The 17,752-nt window shown below is 65.0% G+C and carries 16 protein-coding genes; 3 read left to right on the forward strand and 13 right to left on the reverse strand.

The features are described from left to right. Positions 1–72: 72 nt before the first annotated feature. From VQ065_RS22505 to VQ065_RS22515, 3 genes are read right to left on the reverse strand one after another with little or no spacing between them, the layout of a single operon-like run. Positions 73–312, reverse strand: a complete 240-nt coding sequence (locus tag VQ065_RS22505) for an anti-sigma factor family protein (protein WP_003091627.1) — start codon at positions 310–312, stop codon at positions 73–75. Continuing rightward, entirely contained in the window at positions 306–917 is a 612-nt protein-coding gene (locus VQ065_RS22510) for an RNA polymerase sigma factor (RefSeq protein ID WP_003091628.1), read from the reverse strand. The genes VQ065_RS22505 and VQ065_RS22510 overlap by 7 nt, the downstream gene beginning before the upstream one ends. Positions 918–919: 2 nt before the next feature. Then, positions 920–2,041 carry a beta-ketoacyl-ACP synthase III gene (locus VQ065_RS22515; protein ID WP_003091629.1) on the reverse strand — a complete coding sequence of 374 codons (1,122 nt, stop codon included), beginning with the start codon at positions 2,039–2,041 and terminating at the stop codon, positions 920–922. A gap of 490 nt (positions 2,042–2,531) precedes the next feature. Between VQ065_RS22515 and VQ065_RS22520 the strand changes: the two genes are divergently transcribed. Next, positions 2,532–3,047 (forward strand): ankyrin repeat domain-containing protein, encoded by a 516-nt coding sequence (locus VQ065_RS22520; RefSeq protein ID WP_003091630.1) that lies wholly within the window; start codon positions 2,532–2,534, stop codon positions 3,045–3,047. A gap of 3 nt (positions 3,048–3,050) precedes the next feature. On the opposite strand, the gene VQ065_RS22525 is transcribed toward VQ065_RS22520, so the two are convergent. After that, positions 3,051–3,521: a cysteine hydrolase family protein gene (locus VQ065_RS22525; RefSeq protein WP_003091631.1), complete on the reverse strand. Its 471-nt coding sequence runs from the start codon at positions 3,519–3,521 to the stop codon at positions 3,051–3,053. Positions 3,522–3,633: 112 nt separating this feature from the next. Between VQ065_RS22525 and VQ065_RS22530 the strand changes: the two genes are divergently transcribed. After that, positions 3,634–4,047, forward strand: coding sequence for a hypothetical protein (locus VQ065_RS22530; protein ID WP_003091632.1), 414 nt, complete (start codon positions 3,634–3,636; stop codon positions 4,045–4,047). Positions 4,048–4,085: 38 nt separating this feature from the next. Here the strand turns inward: VQ065_RS22530 and VQ065_RS22535 are convergent, their stop codons facing one another. From VQ065_RS22535 to VQ065_RS22570, 8 genes are all read right to left on the reverse strand, one after another. Further along, a complete protein-coding gene (locus VQ065_RS22535) occupies positions 4,086–6,767 on the reverse strand; it encodes a T6SS phospholipase effector Tle1-like catalytic domain-containing protein (RefSeq protein WP_071534586.1) in 2,682 nt (893 codons plus the stop codon). Further along, entirely contained in the window at positions 6,752–7,303 is a 552-nt protein-coding gene (locus VQ065_RS22540; protein WP_034004990.1) for a DUF3304 domain-containing protein, read from the reverse strand. Before VQ065_RS22540 ends, VQ065_RS22535 begins: the two co-directional genes overlap by 16 nt. Beyond that, on the reverse strand, positions 7,291–7,494 hold the full coding sequence (locus tag VQ065_RS22545; RefSeq protein WP_071534585.1) for a DUF3304 domain-containing protein: 204 nt from the start codon (positions 7,492–7,494) through the stop codon (positions 7,291–7,293). Before VQ065_RS22545 ends, VQ065_RS22540 begins: the two co-directional genes overlap by 13 nt. Continuing rightward, the gene (locus VQ065_RS22550; RefSeq protein ID WP_079380431.1) at positions 7,491–7,841 is read right to left on the reverse strand and encodes a DUF3304 domain-containing protein; all 351 of its coding nucleotides are present in this window, start codon (positions 7,839–7,841) and stop codon (positions 7,491–7,493) included. The genes VQ065_RS22545 and VQ065_RS22550 overlap by 4 nt, the downstream gene beginning before the upstream one ends. Continuing rightward, a complete protein-coding gene (locus VQ065_RS22555) occupies positions 7,826–8,347 on the reverse strand; it encodes a DUF3304 domain-containing protein (protein WP_003091634.1) in 522 nt (173 codons plus the stop codon). The genes VQ065_RS22550 and VQ065_RS22555 overlap by 16 nt, the downstream gene beginning before the upstream one ends. Further along, on the reverse strand, positions 8,344–9,159 hold the full coding sequence (locus tag VQ065_RS22560) for a DUF4123 domain-containing protein (RefSeq protein WP_003091635.1): 816 nt from the start codon (positions 9,157–9,159) through the stop codon (positions 8,344–8,346). The genes VQ065_RS22555 and VQ065_RS22560 overlap by 4 nt, the downstream gene beginning before the upstream one ends. Before the next feature lie 9 nt (positions 9,160–9,168). Further along, a complete protein-coding gene (tssI, locus tag VQ065_RS22565) occupies positions 9,169–11,235 on the reverse strand; it encodes a type VI secretion system Vgr family protein (protein ID WP_014603942.1) in 2,067 nt (688 codons plus the stop codon). 228 nt (positions 11,236–11,463) lie between these two features. Further along, on the reverse strand, positions 11,464–11,901 hold the full coding sequence (locus tag VQ065_RS22570; protein WP_003091638.1) for an HIT family protein: 438 nt from the start codon (positions 11,899–11,901) through the stop codon (positions 11,464–11,466). A 204-nt stretch (positions 11,902–12,105) separates the two neighbouring features. Between VQ065_RS22570 and phoA the strand changes: the two genes are divergently transcribed. Next, the gene (phoA, locus tag VQ065_RS22575) at positions 12,106–13,536 is read left to right on the forward strand and encodes an alkaline phosphatase (protein WP_003091639.1); all 1,431 of its coding nucleotides are present in this window, start codon (positions 12,106–12,108) and stop codon (positions 13,534–13,536) included. Positions 13,537–13,608: 72 nt separating this feature from the next. On the opposite strand, the gene hrpA is transcribed toward phoA, so the two are convergent. Beyond that, positions 13,609–17,589: an ATP-dependent RNA helicase HrpA gene (gene hrpA / locus VQ065_RS22580; RefSeq protein WP_003091640.1), complete on the reverse strand. Its 3,981-nt coding sequence runs from the start codon at positions 17,587–17,589 to the stop codon at positions 13,609–13,611. Between the last annotated feature and the right edge of the window lie 163 nt (positions 17,590–17,752).

Here is a 17,752-nt window from a genome sequence, read left to right on the forward strand (position 1 = left end):
CCGGATAGCGGAAACGAAAAAGCCGCCGCCCACGAATCGCGGACGGCGGCTTGGTGTCGAGGGTACCCCGGCTCAGCGCCGCGCGGCGTCCTTGCGCAACTCGGAGAGATGCGCGGCCAGGCGGTCGAGTTCCGGCCCCTGCCCTTCCGGCAGATGGCGCACGGTCGCCTGGGTCAGGCGCATCTGGCGGATGAAGCGCCGGCAATGCCGGCACATGAGCAGGTGGCTGCGCACCGCCAGTTGTCCGCGGAAGTCCAGTTGCCCATCGAGAAAGTCGCTGGACCGGGCGACCAGTTCCTTGCAACTCAGCATTGGCCGGTCTCCTCGAAATGCTCCAGGGTGGCGAAGACCTTCAGGCGGGCGCGATGCAGCAGCACCCGGACATTGGAAAGCGTGATATCCAGGAGATCACGGATTTCCTCCAGCTCCAAGCCCTGGCGTTCGCGCAGGGTCAGCACGCTGCGCTGCAGTTCGGACAGACCGTTGAGGGTCTTGTCCAGGCAATCGCGCAGTTCGCCCTCGGTGAGCAGGGCTTCCGGCGAATCCTCGTGCCAGGCGTGCGGCGGCTGGCTCCAGTGACCGTCGGCGGCAAAGCGCTGGTCATCCACCGTACCATGGGGCCCCGGCAGGTCGTCGAGGAAAACTTCCCGGCGAACCTGGCGCAAGCGGCTCTTGGCGGTATTGGCGGTGATGGTCAGCAGCCAGGTCTTCAGGCTCGAACGCCCCTGGAACCCGTCCAGCCCGCGAACCGCCGCGAGCCAGGCGTCCTGCACCACTTCCTCGGTATGCGATCTGCCGATGATCGCCCAGGCCACGGCCCGCATGGCGCCCTGGTAGGCGCCAACCAGCTCGCGGAAGGCTCGCTGCTCGCCGGCCAGCAGGCGCGGCAGCAGCTCGGCGTCGGTAGGCGCCGCCACGATCAGTGTTTACGCAGGATCACGCTACCGATCGAGTAACCGGCGCCGAACGAGCTGAGCACCCCGATGGCGCCGCTGGGCAGGTCATCCTGGTGCTTGTGCAGGGCGATCACCGAGCCGGCGGAACTGGTATTCGCGTAGCTGTCGAGGATCACCGGCGCCTCGTGCGCCTCGGCGTCGCGGCCGAGCAGCTTGCGGGTGATCAGCAGGTTCATGTTCAGGTTGGCCTGGTGCAGCCAGAAGCGCTTGACCTCGGCGACCTGGATTTCATTGGCCGCCAGGTGCTCGCCGATCAGCTCGGCGACCATCGGGCAGACATCCTTGAACACCTTGCGGCCTTCCTGGACGAACAGCTTGTCGCGCTTGCCAATACCGCTCTCGTCGGCGCGGTTGAGGAAGCCGAAGTTGTTGCGGATGTTGTTGGAGAACTGGGTCAGCAGCCTGGTGCTGACGATGTCGAACTGGTGCTTCGACCCGGCCAGGTCGGCGCGCTCGACGATCACCGCGGTGCAGGCGTCGCCGAAGATGAAGTGGCTGTCGCGGTCGCGGAAGTTCAGGTGGCCGGTGCAGATCTCCGGGTTGACCATCAGGATCGCCCGCGCCTGGCCGGTCTGGATCGCGGTGGTGGCGGCCTGGATACCGAAGGTGGCCGAGGAGCAGGCCACGTTCATGTCGTAGCCGTAGCCCTGGATGCCCAGCGCGGCCTGCACCTCCACCGCGATCGCCGGGTAGGCGCGCTGCAGGTTGGAGCAGGCGACGATCACCCCGTCGATGTCGGCGGCGCTGCGGCCGGCACGCTGCAGCGCCTCCCTGGCGGCGGCCACGGCCATCTCGCAGAGGATCGACCACTCGTCGTTGCTGCGCTCGGGAAGGTACGGAACCATGCGCTGCGGGTCGAGGATGCCTTCCTTGTTCATCACGAAGCGGCTCTTGATGCCGGACGCCTTCTCGATGAACGCCGAGCTGGACTCGGCCAGCGCCTCCAGTTCGCCCTTGGCGATGGCCTCGGCGTGCTGGTCGTTGTACTGGCGCACGAAGGTATTGAAGCTCTCCACCAGCTCGTCGTTGGAGATGCTGTAGGGCGGAGTATAAAGACCGGTTCCGCTGATGACGGCTTTATGCACAGTTGTTCCTCTTCTCTCGCTGGGCCGCCGTCGAACGGGGCCGATTAGGCATAGCGGTGCCCGCCTGGGGCCGGCACCGGAAACGGGTTCGCTCGCGGCGATGCCGGGCGCTCTACGAAAAGACGTTGGCGGCGCGCTTTCGTACAGGGCCCGGGCAAGGTCGGCCATTGCGCAGTGTGCCACCGCCTCGCTTCGGCAAGCGCGCGCACCGCTCAGTGGTATCGAAGGCGACAAGGATATTCCAGAGTGCGCGCCGGGCACAGCCGATAGGCGCACGATCGGTTTATTTTCCCCGTTTTCGCCACCGATATCCGTATCGAACTGTAAAGACGACGCAACCAGGCCGGCTTCCGGTCACAGCAGGCTGGCACCTTCCCACCCCAACCATCGATTGAATTTGCCAACCCGCCCCATAGGCAACGCTCAACAGCCCACCTCGGCAAGGCCGCCTATCATTCGGCAAACCCGGTATTCACAAGGAAGCAGCCCCATGACCGATAGCCCTCGCCCAGAACTGGATATGGAAACCCAGGAGTTCGTCCACCAACTGTTCGACCTGGCCCGCCAGGGCAACAGCCAGCGCCTCGAGCAACTGCTGCAACAGGGCCTGCCGCCGAACCTGCGTAACCACAAGGGCGATAGCCTGCTGATGCTGGCCAGCTACCATGGCCACGCCGACACGGTACGCCTGCTGCTGGCCTACAAGGCCGACCCGGACCTGCGCAACCTGGCCGGGCAGACACCGCTGGCCGGCGCTGCGTTCAAGGGCGACCTGGCGATGGTCGAACTGCTCCTCGCCGGCGGCGCCGACGTCGAGGGCGCCTCGGCCGACGGCAAGACCGCACTGATGATGGCGGCCATGTTCAACCAGGCCGAGGTCGCCGCCAGCCTGCTGGCCCACGGCGCCCGTCGTGACGCCCAGGACGCCGCCGGGCTGACGCCGCTGGCGGCGGCGCGGATGATGAATGCCGAGGCCACGGTCGCGCTGCTCAGTCGGCCCCACTGAGCCTCAATCCGCCAGCACCTCGGCCAGGCTGACGACCTGGCCGAAATGATGCTTCCACAGGCGCACACCCAGCTCCCCCGAGCGATCCAGCGAGGAGCCGAGCACCAGGTCGCCGACCAGGGTCGGTTGCAGGCCGGCGTCGAACAGGGCGAAGCCGGCGGCGAGCACGCAGGTGTCGGCCTGGATGCCGCAGACCAGCACCCGTTCCGCTCGCAGCGCACGCAGATGGTCGACGAGTTCCGCCGTCGGCAGGTAGCCATGCTTGATGAAGACCCGGTCGGCCGCCACCAGGCAGGCATCGTCGAGCGGCGGTCGCCAGCCGAGCTGGCGCTGGAACGGCGTACGCGACTCGTCATGGCGCTCGACGCTGGCCACCGAGGGCATCCGCCCGAGCAGTTGGCCAATGCCTTCCAGCAGCCAGTCCGGCGGGGCGAAACAGGGTTGCACGTCGACGATCAGCAGGGCCTGGCGCATCGGTAGTCAGCTCCGGGAGAACAGGCCAGGCATTCTAGCCCACTCCGCCCCGTCGCTCCGCGCTCCAGCGAAACTGGGCTAGCCTGAGGAAACCTTTCGACGGAGAGCCTTCATGCGCCCGATGTACGCCGTAGCGATCCTTTTCCTCCTGGCTGGCTGTTCCTCGGTTCCCGCCGAGAAGACCCGGGCGATCCCCGCCGAACGCCTGCTCGGCTACCAGCAACCGGTGAGCGGTGGCGGCCGGCTGGAAGTCCACCGCGACTATGGCTACCTGGGCGGCGGCTGCTACGTGGCGTTCCTTATCGACCGCCAGGTCGCCGCGCGCATCGGCGTCGGCGAGGAAGCCAGCTTCCAGGTGCCGGCGGGCGAGCATGTGGTCGGTATCGGCATCGATACCCAGGACGACACTCTCTGCGGCAAGGGCCTGCTGAACCGCGAGCTGAGAACCCGGATCGCCGCGGACGGCAACGCGCGCTTCCGCATCGTCAGCGAGGCCAGCAGCGGGTTCGACATCCGCGCCGAATGATCCGGGGCGACAGGTCGGCCGCGTTCGCCGGTCGAGGTTCAAAGCGATTCCATCAGGTCCTTGCCGCGCTGCAGCCAGCCCGGCGCCGAGCCGGAGCCCGGCGGTTGCGCCTGCTCCGTGCCCATGTCCTGCAAGGCCTGCTTCGCCTCGGCGAGCCAGGCCGGCGTCGCCGCCGCGGGCGCCTGGGTGAGTTCGGCCTTGGCCACCAGCCCGGCCAGGCTGCCCAGGTCGCGCGCCTTGAGCGCCTCCACGGTCTGCTGAGCCAGCAGCACCTGCTGCAATGCGGGCGATTGCACCGCCGCGACCGCCAGCGGCGGCGGTGGCGGCAACTGGCCGATCTGCTCGACCTTGTCGCCAGGCTCGCGGGTGAAGGCCCGCAGGTTGTCCAGCGCCGCCCCGCCGACCATCGGCAAGGCGATCCCGGTCAGCGGGTCGAAGGCGCTGATCTCCGGCAGGCCGACCTTGCCGCTCAGCAGCGGACGCGCCAGCGATGGCAGGAACAGCCCGAGCAGCATCCGCGGATCGCGACGCTTGACGCTGAGGCCGACGCTGGCCAGCATCACCCCGACGCCTACCACCCGCCCGGCGGTGGCCAGTACCGAGAGCCGCTTGTTCGACTCGTTGTCGAAATGCACCAGGCGATAGCGGAAGTAGTCGGTGAAAGGTTCTCGCGGGCCTATCGCCGAAGTGTTCATGAACCAGGCGCGGGAGTCGTGCACCTGTTCGTCGAACAGCGCCACCAGTTTTTCCTGGCCCGGCGCCACCCGGTCGGGAGCGCTGAACAACTGGTGGTAGCGCGCGCTGCCGTCGCGGTGGATCTGGCTGTATTCCTCGGCTTCGTCTTCCTCGTTGATCAGGAATACGGTGCCGCCGAGCAGCAGGTCGATCACTCCCCCCACCGTCATGCAGTCGTCGAGCACGCCCCAGTCGCCCTTGTAGTCATGGGCGAATTCGGCGGCGGCGCCGAGCAGTTGGCGCTGGTCCAGCGGCGGGTCGAACTGCTTCTCCACCCGCAGGTCGCGCAGTTTGTCCTCGCCGCCGATCAGCGCCACGTTGCGATCCCACTCCGCCTGTTCGGCGGCGCTCATCGGCGGGAGCGGCTTGCCCTGCTGGGCGGCCGCGTACTCCCGGCTACGCCGCTTGTGCAGGGCCTCCCAGGCCTTCTGCTGGGCTTCCGGCATGTCCGGCGGGACATTGGCGAAGAACGCCTTGTTGCGCAGCCCGCCGGCATAGCGGTCGATGCGCCAGGCGGTGATCAACGCGGTCTCGCGACGGATCACCTCTTCCAGGGGGCCGGCCTTGGCCTGGGCCTGCCAGGCGTTGAAACGGGTGGCGAGTTCTTCGGAGACGCTGAACTCCGCTTCGGTTTCAGGCGTCATCTCCCGCCAGACTTCATGAAAGTCCGGATGAACGGCTGATTTGGGAACCTGCAAAGGAGCACCGGCACCAAAAGCTTCCGCATACATATGCTGCAGCGCTATCTGGGATAGCAGGAATTCCGAACCTCCCACCGCCTTACCCTGGTTGCCAACGCCATAACCCCCTCCAACATCCGAGTGAACACCAGGGTATGCATATTCCACCGTACCCTGCCGATAGCAGGAAGGCCCCGTACGACGTCCGTTGGCATCCAGGTCGCGACGGCGAATCGAATCCAGCGGAAAACTGGCACGCTGCTCATGGCATGAGATCAAATGCACGCAACGTTTCAGAAAAGAGCAGTCCTCTGGCAGGATGGTCGACAGGCACTGAGCCTGGGCCTCATCGGGCAAACGCATGGTGTCGTCGGCCCAATCCATATGCCCGGCGGCGAACGGCGCGCTATCCGCCAGGCCCACGGCGGCCACGGTGTCGAAAAGGCCGAGGAACTCGATGGAGATCGGTAGGCCGGCGAAGCGGTATTCCACCCGACCGTCGGCACCGCTGGCCCGGGTCAGTTCCTGTAGCCAGTTGGCGAATGTCCGTGCCTCCGCCGCCCCACGGGAGAATCCATAGACATACAAGCGCATGGCCAGGATATGCGGTTTCTGCCCAGAGTTCTGACGCTGTCGAAGCTTTTCTTCCAGTTCCTTGAGTTTTGGCTCCAAGGCAGCTCGGCGTTTTTTTTCGCCGTTCTCCAATAACCCACCGGTTAGAACCTTGGCAACTCCATTAGTTGCCATGTTCTCAATCATTGTTTGAGACTCATCTAGCAGAAGAGGACTTTCTGGGGTAAGCGTTCCTTGCAAAACATCAACCAAGCGGGTTATTCCCCAGTTTACTCTGTTCTCCCCACCAGCCGCCGCAATCAAACCGAGACTCGACGGAGTATATTCCCGAATATCTGGAAATACCGTACCAACCCCAGGGCAGTAATATCGAAAGAAACCCAACCCTTCCTGCACGGAACCTTCTCCGACAGAAGCATGAAATAGCTTTGCCACATTACTTCTAGAAGGCGGCAATGATGCACCATCAGCCCGATCATTATTATTAGTGCCATCATAGCCTATGCTCACATGCAGAGTCTTACAACAAGGTATTCCACTGCTTTCTCCGCCACCCTCCCTATCCCGCTTGATTTTTTCCTCATTATACTTCCGCTCTTCTTCTACCTGCCGACTTATATTCTTAGAGAGAACACTTGGCTCAAGCGGAAGAAGCCTTTCCTTCGGAAATTCAGGAGCAACACTGACAGTCACACGAATATCTTCTCGCAAGACATTTATTTCTTCGGACATTCTGCCACTCTCTCCATAACCATCGGATAGTTATAAGGATATCCAGGGTACCCCGGAGAAGTGGCCGCAGCAGTTATACGAACCTGATTGCAAGGCAGAAAGTGAACTCTTATCGGCCCAGGCCTTTCATACCTAGGTATTTCAACAACCGCCTTGTGGTGCGTGTAATTTTTAGCATGTCGTCGATAGTCCTGCATATCCAGACTCCCGTACCGATCTCGCTTTAGTTCAGCCTTAGGATTAGGATCAATTTCCCACTCTACAATCGCCTCCAAACCCGGCACCCAGTACTTTGGAATCACGCCACAACATACTTGCCCACCTCCGCCCTGATGAGGGCCCAGGTTTGCCCCCCCGGCACCATTCACCGTAAATTCGTTAATCGCCGCCGAAGTATGGTTGTAACCCATGACAGGTGCAGACAGCACTTCAGGCCCAGCTTGGCATGCCACCAGCCCAAAGAAGGTGCTGAGAAAAACCACCAGCCCAATGGACTTTTTATTTCCCACACAGATCAAGTTCATCAACTTCTGCATGACATACCCCTCATATCAAAGTAACCTTTATTCGGATATTCAGGATGAAACGGCGTATAACAGGCAGCTAAAGTAGCAACCTTATCACATGGAAGAAAGTGTATTTTTAGCGAACAAATCTCCTTACTATCACAAGAAGGTATATCGACAGTTTCCTTATGACGAACATACAAGAGTCCATGCCCTCTCATACGTTTTCTCCAGCCATCTGAAAATATCTTTCCGGCCAGTCTTTATAAGCCCCTGGCTCAGGATCTACCTCCCACTCTACGGTTGCCTTCAAGCCCGGCTTCCAAACTCTAGGAACGACACCACAACATACCTGCCCTGCTCCCCCCTGAAATGGACCAAGGTTTAATCCGCCAGCACCATTTACACTGAATCTGTTAATAGCCGCCGAAGTATGGTTGTATCCTCCGATAGGAGTAGACACCATATCAGGGCCTGCCTGGCACGCTTGTAAAAACAAAAAACCTATCAGTAAAGCAATCAGCCAAACAGGTGTCCTTAACCCCTTTGCATTCAAGAGCTTTTGCATGAAGGCTCTCTCTTCTGAAAATACTTTCTATCTGGATACTCTGGATGCCCCTGGCTGTAATAGGTTGTTGAGACCGCGACCTGGTCGCACGGGAGGAAATGCACCTGCAACAGGCATATTTTTTCACTACATCTAGGTATATCCACGATCATCTTGTGTCGGGTGTAGCTTGAGGCATGTCTCAAGTAATCATCTTTATCCAGCCGTCCATATTTATCTCGCCTTATAGCGGCGTGCGGTTTGGGATCTTTCTCCCATTCCACGACAGCTTTCAAATTTGGATTCCACTTCTTTGGAATCACTCCGCAACAAACCTGGCTACCATCCCCCTGATAAGGGGCTAAACGCGGTCCACCCGCCCCATTCACCGAAAACCAATTGATCGCCGCGGACGTATGGTTGGAACCCATCACCGGCGCCGCCAGCATGTCCGGCCCGCTCTGGCAGCCCGCGGCCAGCAGGGGCCCCGGAAGCAGGGCGGGAAGGCCGATGCCGCGCGCGTTCATGCGCGACTCGTTCCCGCCGGGGAAAAGCCGGGGCCGGGGGTCTGTTCGCGCAGCCACTGGGCGACGAAGGCATCGCGCTGGTCGAAGTCCTGCAAGCCCTGGCGGTCGGCGGCCAGGTGCGCCTGGACCAGATGCTGGAGCAGGCTTTCCTGGCCGCCCAGGCCATGCTCGCGGGGCAGCACGAAGTATTCGCGGCGGTAGGCTTCGGCCTCGCTCCAGGCGCGCAAGGCGGCGACTTGGTGCGCTTCCAGGCGGAGGGCCGCTTGCAGCGGCGGCGTCTCGTGGGCCTGGTAATGACCGGCCAGCTCCCTCGGCCGGCCGTCGCGGTCCAGCCAGTGCCAGCTGGAAACCGGGGCATGCAGGTAACGGCTCTGCCGGGGGTCGAGCATGTCGCTGACGGCCATGAACAGGCCCGGCTCGTAGAAACGCAGCACGCCGCTGGAACGGCCCTGGTTCCACTCGGCCTGGGTGCAGCTGCGCAGGTGCTCGCCCAGGCGCGGCAACGGCCAGGGGCTGAACAGGAGCATCAGGTGGCGGCGGCAGTCGATGCGCTCGAGCAGCTCGTCCAGCCAGGCCGCGTGGCCGTCTTCCAGGCGCAGCAGCAGCGGGCCCTCGCCGGCCAGGGCGGCCTCCGGGGTTTGCTTCAGCAATTTGAACAGCGCCGGAGGATCGCTTTGCCGCGCGTGCTCGGCGAGCAAGGGATAGTCGTCCAGCCCGGTGGCATCGACCAATACATCGATGTGGGTCTGCAAGCCGCGATCGCGGGAGCGCTGCCACAACTCGCGGGCCCAATGGCGGGGGTTCGGCGTCATCGCGGTTCCTCAGCGCTCGGCGAGCGCCTGGCCTCTTTTCTTCGCCTGTAGCAGGCACTCTTCGCAAACCGGTTGTCGCGGCGGCAGGTTGGCCGCGACCGCCTCGGGTGGCGCGCCGGGGCTGTCCTGGTCGGCCATGCCCGGCACCCGCGGCATCTTGATCGCGATCCCCGAGCCGCTTCCCGGTGCGCCGCCTGCATTGATCCGTGCCAGCGGGCCGCTGATGGCGATGCCGCTTGCGTCAAGCCGGATGAAGCTGCCGCCGGCCTTCACCGTCAGTTCGCTGTCAGCCTCGATCACCATCTTCTGCCCGGCCTTCAGGTGGATCTCGCGCCCGGCCCTGGCCAGGTAGGCACGACCGAGCTTCACGTGCTGGCTGTCGCCGACCGTCAGGTGGTCATCGGCCTTCAGCTCGACCTTGCGCTCTCCGTGCACGGTGTGATGCTCCTCGGCCTTGAACTCGCTGTAGCTGTTCGCCTCCACGGTGTCGTGGCGTTCGTGGCCGACGCGGATCTTCTGGTCATGCTCGATGTTCTCGTCCCAGTCGCGCTGGGCATGGACGAAGATCTGTTCCTGGCCCTTGCGATCCTCGATGCGCAGCTCGTTGTAGCCACCGCCGCCAGGGCTGCTGAGGCTCTTGAAGACGCTGCGGGTCTGGTTCGCCGGCAACTCGTAGGGCACCGGGTGGGCGGCGTGGTAGACGCAGCCGCTGACCAGCGGCTGGTCGGGATCGCCTTCGAGGAAGTCCACCAGCACTTCCATGCCGACCCGCGGAATGACGATGCCGCCATAGCCGTTGCCGGCCCAACCGCTGGCTACGCGTAGCCAGCAACTGCTCTTGTCGTCTCCCTGGCCCTCGCGGTCCCAGTGGAACTGCACCCTGACCCGGCCGTAGCGGTCGCAGTGGATTTCCTCGCCCGGCGGGCCGGTCACCACCGCGGTCTGGCTGCCCAGCACGCGCGGCTTCGGGTGCTCCAGCGGCGGGCGGAAGAACACCTCCCAGGGCGTGGCGAGGAAGCGGTTGCGGTAGCCCTGCTGGAAGTCGTCCGTGCTGGCCGACGTGTCGGAGGTGACGTTCTCTTCCAGCACCTGCGGCTGCTTGCCTTCGTGGAAGATTTCGCTGAGCAGCCACAGGTCGTTCCACTCCGCGCGCGGGTGCTCGGCGATCTCCAGGAAGTGCCCGCTGACCAGCAGCGGCTGGTCGCTGACCCCTTCGCCCAGGCGCCAGTCGGCGCGGTGCCGCTCCAGGGCGCGCTGGTTGAGCAGCTTGCCGCGCTGGCGATCGACGAAGCGACCGGGGTAGTCGTAGTCCTCCAGGTCCGGCTCGGCCGGGGCGTCGGCAGCGGGGCGATTGCCGGCCTCCAGCAGCAGCCGCGGCTTCTCGAAGTCGTAGTCGCGGCGAGTGGTGCGCGTGGTGCGGCTGGCCAGGCGCAGGCTGAAGCGCTTGATCACCGGTTCGTCGGCGACCAGCCCGCTGTCGTGCACGTAGGCGGTGGGACGGCCCAGGCGGGGGAACACCGTCTGGTCGTCGCCGAACACCAGCAGGTGCGCCTCGGCGCTGTGCCGGAAATGGAAATGGATGCCCTCTTCGGCACAGAGGCGCTGGACGAAATGCAGGTCGCTTTCGTCGTACTGCACGCAGTATTCGCGCTCGGGATACCGGGTGCCGAGCTGGAAGCGGTAGGCGTCGGCGAGGATGCCGTGCTCCTCGAGGATCAGGGCGACGATCTGCGGCACCGTGAGGTGCTGGAAGATCCGCTGGTTGTTGCGCTGGGCGAGGTAGGCCAGGTGTGGGACGAGGGTGAGGCGATAGCGGGTCAGGCGCTTGCCGGCATCGCCCTGGGCAGCGCCGTAGACCAGGCCGTGGACACCCTGGCCCTGCGGGGTGAAGGCGAGGAAGGCGGGCCGGTGGAGGAACGTTTCGAGGTCGAGGCCGGCACGCTCTCCGACCAGTTCGAGTTCGAAACGGTAGGGGCGACTGATGCCTTCGTGGCCGCTGAATTCGAGAACCTGCAGGTCGTGACGGAGGCCGTCGAGGCTGAGGCTGAAGTGGGTCTGGTTGGCCGGGTTGAACATCCGCTGTCCCCTGTTTCTCGAAAAACCTGCACGGCTGGCGTCCCTGTTCGCCGTGGTCGCTCCGAAGAGCGGGATAGCGCGGATGCTACGTCAAAAAAACTGTGCAAATTGTTGCGCACATCGCCGGAAAACCGCGGCGCGCCTGACCCTCGACAGTATGTAACAAAATATTTCAGAGAAATCCGACGAGCGAAGGACCGCCCCCGTCCCGGGCCGGCCCTTGCGCAATCAGCCTTGCAGACGCTGCGCCAAACGCTCCTGAAGTTGTGCGAGCACTTCCGGGTCGCCCTGCTTCGCCGCATGGATGCCGAGGTTCTCGCCACTGAAGCGCGGGACGATGTGGAAATGGATGTGGAAGACCGTCTGCCCGGCGGGGGCGCCATTGAACTGGGCGACCTGCACGCCGTCCGGCTGCACCTCCTCGACCAGGGCGCGGGTCAGGCGCTGGACCACGGCCATGACCTTGGCCAGGTTCTGCGCATCGATCTCGAGCAGGTTGCGCGCCTCGGCGTGCTTGGGAATCACCAGGGTATGCCCGTAGGACTGCGGGAACAGATCGAGGAAGGCGAGCACGTCCTCGTCTTCGTAGACCTTGTAGCAGGGAGCTTCGCCGCGAATGATCTTGGCGAAGATGTTCTGGGAATCGTAAACGCCGTGCAGACTCATGAAGGCTTTCCTTGAACGAACCGGAATAGACCTGCGCACCATACCGGCTCGCTCCCCGCTCGTCACGACGTGATGCGTCGCGCGCTCCACACACTTCGAAAGAAATTGTCACAAGCCCGTCATCACCCTTCCCTACTTTCGTAGCACTCGCCGGATGGCCCCGCCGTCTCGCACAGCCACCTCCTCAACATAGGGAAATGCGTCATGACCCCAGGTTATCCCCTCGCCCTCTCTCTTGCCGTCTCCATGGCCGTGCTCGGCAGCGCCTTGCCGGCCCAGGCGCGCCAGGACGATCCGTCGCTGTTCAACCGCCAGGCCCGTGGCGAACTCAGCGAATACGGCGGCGCACGGCGCGTCGAGCAGGACCTGACCCAGGCCCTGAAGCAGTCGCTGTCGAAGAAGAAGGCGAAGAACGTGATCCTGCTGATCGGCGACGGCATGGGCGACTCCGAGATCACCGTGGCGCGCAACTACGCGCGCGGCGCGGGCGGCTACTTCAAGGGTATCGATGCGCTGCCGCTGACCGGCCAGTACACCCACTACTCCCTGCATAAGGACAGCGGCCTGCCGGACTACGTGACCGATTCCGCCGCCTCCGCCACCGCCTGGACCACCGGGGTCAAGTCGTACAACGGCGCAATCGGCGTGGATATCCACGAACAGCCACACCGCAACCTGCTGGAGCTGGCCAAGCTCAACGGCAAGGCCACCGGCAACGTCTCCACCGCCGAGCTGCAGGACGCCACCCCGGCCGCCCTGCTCGCCCACGTCACCGCTCGCAAGTGCTACGGCCCCGAAGCCACCAGCAAGCAGTGCCCGAGCAATGCCCTGGAGAACGGCGGCGCCGGCTCGATCACCGAGCAATGGCTGAAGACCCGCCCTGACGTGGTCCTCGGCGGCGGCGCCGCGACCTTCGCGGAAACCGCCAAGGCTGGCCGCTATGCCGGCAAGACCCTCCGCACCCAGGCCGAAGCCCGCGGCTACCGGATCGTCGAGAACCTCGACGAGCTGAAAGCCGTGCGCCGCGCCAACCAGAAGCAGCCGCTGATCGGCCTGTTCGCGCCGGGCAACATGCCAGTGCGCTGGCTCGGTCCGACCGCCACCTACCACGGCAACCTGAACCAGCCGGCGGTGAGCTGCGAGGCGAACCCGAAGCGCACCGCCGACATCCCGACCCTGGCGCAAATGACCAGCAAGGCCATCGAGCTGCTGAAGGACAATCCGAACGGCTTCTTCCTGCAGGTCGAGGGCGCGTCCATCGACAAGCAGGACCACGCCGCGAATCCGTGCGGCCAGATCGGCGAGACCGTCGACCTCGACGAAGCCGTGCAGAAGGCCCTGGCCTTCGCCAAGGCCGATGGCGAGACCCTGGTGATCGTCACCGCCGACCACGCCCACTCCAGCCAGATCATCCCGCCGGAAACCGCCGCGCCGGGGCTGACCCAACTGCTCACGACCAAGGACGGCGCGCCGCTGGCGATCAGCTACGGCAACTCCGAGGAAGGCTCCCAGGAGCACACCGGCACCCAGTTGCGCATCGCCGCCTACGGCCCGCAGGCCGCCAATGTCACCGGCCTGACCGACCAGACCGACCTGTTCTTCACCATCCGTCGCGCACTGAACCTGCGCGACTGATCGGACCAGAACGAAAAAGGCGCGCCGGTTTCGACCGGCGCGCCTTTTTCATTTCGCGCGGCATCCCTGGAACTAGCCCTCGACCTGGCTCCACTGCTTGGCCAGGCGCTTGTCCGAGACCGGCAGCCGGGTCCCCAGTTGCTGGGCGAACAACGAGACCCGGTACTCCTCCAGCATCCAGCGATACACCTGCAACTCGGCGTCGCGCTTGCCTTCCTGGGCGTGCTTGGCGAGGCGCGCCTGGTATTGCGCCCAGAGTTCGCCCAGCTCGCCGCTCCACACCCGGTCGCGCTGGACCTGGCCGGCGACCTTGTCCAGGCGCTGCTCGATGGCCTTGAGGTAACGCGGATACTCCTTCAACCACTCCAGCGGGGTGGCGCGGACGAACCCCGGATACACCAGGTTGGCCAGTTGGCCCTTGACGTCGTTCAGCGGCACGGTCATGGCCAGCTCGACCTTGCCCTTGAAGCGCTTCTGCAGGCCGTGCCAGAGCTTGAGGATATCCAGCACCAGGCGTGCCAGGCGCTCGGCGTGCTCGTGCCAGGCAGCGCGCTTGCGCTCGGCCAGCGCGGCCAGGGCGGCGCCGTCGCGCGGCAGGCCTTCGCCCTGCAGCACGCAACTGTCGAGACTGGCCAGGAGGATGTCCTCGACCAGCGCCTCGACCCGTCCCAGCTCGCGGTACAGCAGGCCCATCTCGGTCTGCCCCGGCAGCTTGGCGCGCAGGTACTTGGCCGGCTCGGCCAGTTGCTGCAACAGCAGTCGTTGCAGGGCGCGGCGATGTTGGTAGTCGGCCTCGGCCTGGGTCGGGAAGCGCCCTTCCTTGACCTCGCCCTGCTCCTCCACCAGCGCCGGGTATACCGTCATCGACAATCCGGCGACCTTCTGCTGGGCCTTCTCGGCGACGCTGGCAAAGGCCTTGGCCTCCACCGGACGCTGCTGTTCCTTGTCGACCTGGGGTATCGCCAGGGCCGCCTGGCTGGCTTCGGCGAAACGCGCGGTGAGTTCGGCCAGGTCGCGGCCCTCGCCGAGGAACTTGCCCTGGGCGTCGACCACCTCGATGTTCATCCGCAGGTGATCGTCCAACTGCGTCGCCGCCTCGGCCCAGGCCTCATCGGCTACCCGCACGCCGGTCATGCGCTGAAGCTCGCGGCCCAGCGCCTGCGGCAGCGAACCTTCGCCGAAGGTGATGCGCTCCAGGGCGGCGCGGACGAAGTCCGGTACCGGCACGAAGCTCTTGCGGATCGCCTTCGGCAGGTTGCGCACCAGCGCCACCGCCTTGTCGTAGAGCAGGCCGGGCACCAGCCAGTCGATGCGTTCGGCCGGCAATTGCGGCAGCAGCGGCGCCGGTACCCGCACGGTGACGCCGTCGCGCGCGGTGCCGGGCTCGAACTGGTAGCTCAGCAACAGGTGCAGATCGCCCAGGCGCAGGCGATCCGGGTACTGCGCCGCAGTGACTTCGCTGGCTTCGCGGGCCAGCACGTCTTCCTCGCGCATCAGCAGCAGGTCCGGCTGGTTCTGCCGCTCGCGGGCGTACCATTTCTCGAAACTGGCGGTCTGGTAGATATCCGCCGGCAGGCGCGCGTCGTAATAGGCGAACAGGGTTTCCTCGTCGGCCAGGATGTCGCGCCGGCGTGCCTTGGCTTCCAGCTCGTCGAGCTTTTCCAGCAACTGCCGGTTGGCGCTCAGGCACCTGGCGCGGCTGTTGATCTCGCCGCGCACCAGGCCTTCGCGGATGAACAGCTCGCGCGCCACCGGCGGGTCGATCGGACCATAGTGCACCGGACGTCGACCGATGACGATGAGGCCGTAGAGGGTGACCTGCTCGAACGCCACCACCTGGCCACGACGCTTCTCCCAGTGCGGCTCGAAGTGGTTGGTCTTGATCAGGTGCCCGGCCAGCGGCTCCAGCCAGTCCGGCTCGATCTTCGCGACCATTCGGGCGAACAGCTTGGTGGTCTCCACCAGTTCCGCGGCCATGATCCATTGCGGGCGCTTGCGAGCGATGCCGCTGGACGGATGGATCCAGAAACGTCGCTGGCGAGCGCCGAGGTAGTCGCCTTCCTCGGCCTTCTGCCCGATCTGGCTGAGCAGGCCGGACAGGATCGCTTTGTGGACCGCCGCGTAATCGATCCCCGGTACCTCGCGTTCGTTGTCGGCCGACGCGCCTTTCTTCGCCTCCGGCTTGCGCGCCTCGGCCTTGGCCGGACGCCCGAACGGCAGCTTCAGTTCGCGGCAGATCAGGGTCAGTTGGCGGTGGGCGTCGCGCCACTCACGCAGGCGCAGGTAGTTGAGGAAGTTCTTCCGGCACCAGCTGCGCAGGGCGTTGGAACCCAGCGCCTGGCGCTGCTCCTCGAAGCCACGCCAGAGATTGATCAGCGCGGCGAAGTCGGAATCCGGATCCTTCCATTGCGCGTGCGCCTGGTCGGCGGCCTGCTGCCGCTCCACCGGACGCTCGCGCGGGTCCTGCACGGACAGCGCGCTGGCCACCGTCAACACTTCCTCGAGGCTACCCTGCTGGGCCGCCTCCAGCAGCATGCGGCCCAGCCTCGGGTCGATCGGCAGGCGCGCCAGTTGGCGCCCCAGCGGGGTCAGCTGGCCTTCGCGGTTGACCGCCGACAGTTCCTGCAGAAGGGTGAAGCCGTCCTTGATCGCCTTGCCGTCCGGCGGCTCGATGAAGGGGAACGCCTCGATGTCGCCGAGGCGCAGGTGCAGCATCTGCAGGATCACCGCGGCCAGGTTGGTGCGGAGGATTTCCGGGTCGGTGAAGGCCGGACGCGCGTTGAAGTCCTCCTCGCTGTAGAGACGCACGCATATGCCCGGCTCGACCCGTCCGCAACGGCCCTTGCGCTGGTTGGCGCTGGCCTGCGACACCGCCTCGATGGGCAGCCGCTGGACCTTGGCGCGGTAGCTGTAGCGGCTGATCCGCGCGGTGCCGCTGTCGATCACGTAACGGATGCCCGGCACCGTCAGCGAGGTTTCCGCGACGTTGGTGGACAGCACGATCTTGCGTCCCGGGCGCGGCTGGAAGATCTTCTGCTGCTCGGCCGGGGTCAGTCGCGCGTACAGCGGCAGCACCTCGGTGTGGCGCAGGTTGGCCTTGCGCAGCATCTCCGCGGCGTCGCGGATCTCCCGCTCGCCGGGGAGGAACACCAGCACGTCGCCGGGCCGCTTGCCGACCTCGCGTTCGTGGGCGGCGATCTCGTCGAGGGCGGCGAGGATGCCCTGGTCCACCGACAGGTCGTCCTCGACCCGGTTGCCCTCCTCGTCGGTTTCCGCCGCCAGCGGCCGGTACCAGGTCTCCACCGGATAGGTGCGGCCGGAAACCTCGATCACCGGGGCGCCGTCGAAATGCCGGGAGAAACGCTCCAGGTCGATGGTCGCCGAGGTGATGATCAGCTTCAGGTCCGGACGCCGGTGCAACAGGGTCTTCAGGTAGCCGAGGAGGAAGTCGATGTTCAGGCTGCGCTCGTGGGCTTCGTCGACGATCAGCGTGTCGTAGCGCTCCAGGTAGCGGTCGTGCTGGGTCTCGGCCAGGAGGATGCCGTCGGTCATCAGCTTGACCAGGGTGCTGTCGTCGCTCTGGTCCTCGAAGCGCACCTGGTAGCCGACCAGCGCGCCCAGCGGCGTACCGATCTCTTCCGCGACCCGCGTCGCCACGCTGCGCGCCGCCAGCCGACGCGGCTGGGTATGGCCGATCAGGCCGTGGATGCCGCGACCCAGCTCCAGACAGATCTTCGGCAACTGGGTGGTCTTGCCCGAGCCGGTCTCGCCGGCGATCACCACCACCTGGTGGGCGGCGATAGCGGCCTTGATCTCGTCGCGCTTGGCGGCGATCGGCAGGCTGTCGTCGTAGCGGATCGCCGGCACGCTGGCGCGCCGCGCCTCGACCTTGGCGCAGGAGGTCTGGAAGCGCTCGACCCACTGCGCCAGGCGCGCGTCGTCGGGCTGCTTGCGCAGTTCGTGGAGCTGCCGGCGCAAGCGGTGGCGGTCGCTGATCTGGGCCTGGTCGAGGCGCCGGACGAGTTGGTCGAGGGAAGGAGTCTGGTCGGTCATCTAGGCTTTTCGAATGCTGTGAGCGTGCCGCAGTCGCGGAGGACGGGAGAAGCTCCGGCCACTGCCGAGGCGAAAAATATTCGGAATTGTCGCAGATTTGAGCGGAAGAGGAAGAATCCCGGTTAACGCTCGCTGCCGCGATACGGCCGACGCTGCAGGTGGG

The organism is Pseudomonas sp. KBN10P06128 (assembly GCF_037574945.1).
In the GTDB taxonomy this organism is placed as follows: Bacteria; Pseudomonadota; Gammaproteobacteria; order Pseudomonadales; family Pseudomonadaceae; genus Pseudomonas; species Pseudomonas aeruginosa.

What these genes read in the sequence shown, in the direction of transcription:
- VQ065_RS22505 (WP_003091627.1), bottom strand. Translation starts at nt 312, where the DNA reads ATGCTGAGTTGCAAGGAACTGGTCGCCCGGTCCAGCGACTTTCTCGAT.
- VQ065_RS22520 (WP_003091630.1), top strand. Translation starts at nt 2,532, where the DNA reads ATGACCGATAGCCCTCGCCCAGAACTGGATATGGAAACCCAGGAGTTC.
- VQ065_RS22525 (WP_003091631.1), bottom strand. Translation starts at nt 3,521, where the DNA reads ATGCGCCAGGCCCTGCTGATCGTCGACGTGCAACCCTGTTTCGCCCCG.
- VQ065_RS22530 (WP_003091632.1), top strand. Translation starts at nt 3,634, where the DNA reads ATGCGCCCGATGTACGCCGTAGCGATCCTTTTCCTCCTGGCTGGCTGT.
- VQ065_RS22535 (WP_071534586.1), bottom strand. Translation starts at nt 6,767, where the DNA reads ATGTCCGAAGAAATAAATGTCTTGCGAGAAGATATTCGTGTGACTGTC.
- VQ065_RS22540 (WP_034004990.1), bottom strand. Translation starts at nt 7,303, where the DNA reads ATGCAGAAGTTGATGAACTTGATCTGTGTGGGAAATAAAAAGTCCATT.
- VQ065_RS22545 (WP_071534585.1), bottom strand. Translation starts at nt 7,494, where the DNA reads ATGAGAGGGCATGGACTCTTGTATGTTCGTCATAAGGAAACTGTCGAT.
- VQ065_RS22550 (WP_079380431.1), bottom strand. Translation starts at nt 7,841, where the DNA reads ATGCAAAAGCTCTTGAATGCAAAGGGGTTAAGGACACCTGTTTGGCTG.
- VQ065_RS22555 (WP_003091634.1), bottom strand. Translation starts at nt 8,347, where the DNA reads ATGAACGCGCGCGGCATCGGCCTTCCCGCCCTGCTTCCGGGGCCCCTG.
- VQ065_RS22560 (WP_003091635.1), bottom strand. Translation starts at nt 9,159, where the DNA reads ATGACGCCGAACCCCCGCCATTGGGCCCGCGAGTTGTGGCAGCGCTCC.
- tssI (WP_014603942.1), bottom strand. Translation starts at nt 11,235, where the DNA reads ATGTTCAACCCGGCCAACCAGACCCACTTCAGCCTCAGCCTCGACGGC.
- VQ065_RS22570 (WP_003091638.1), bottom strand. Translation starts at nt 11,901, where the DNA reads ATGAGTCTGCACGGCGTTTACGATTCCCAGAACATCTTCGCCAAGATC.
- phoA (WP_003091639.1), top strand. Translation starts at nt 12,106, where the DNA reads ATGACCCCAGGTTATCCCCTCGCCCTCTCTCTTGCCGTCTCCATGGCC.
- hrpA (WP_003091640.1), bottom strand. Translation starts at nt 17,589, where the DNA reads ATGACCGACCAGACTCCTTCCCTCGACCAACTCGTCCGGCGCCTCGAC.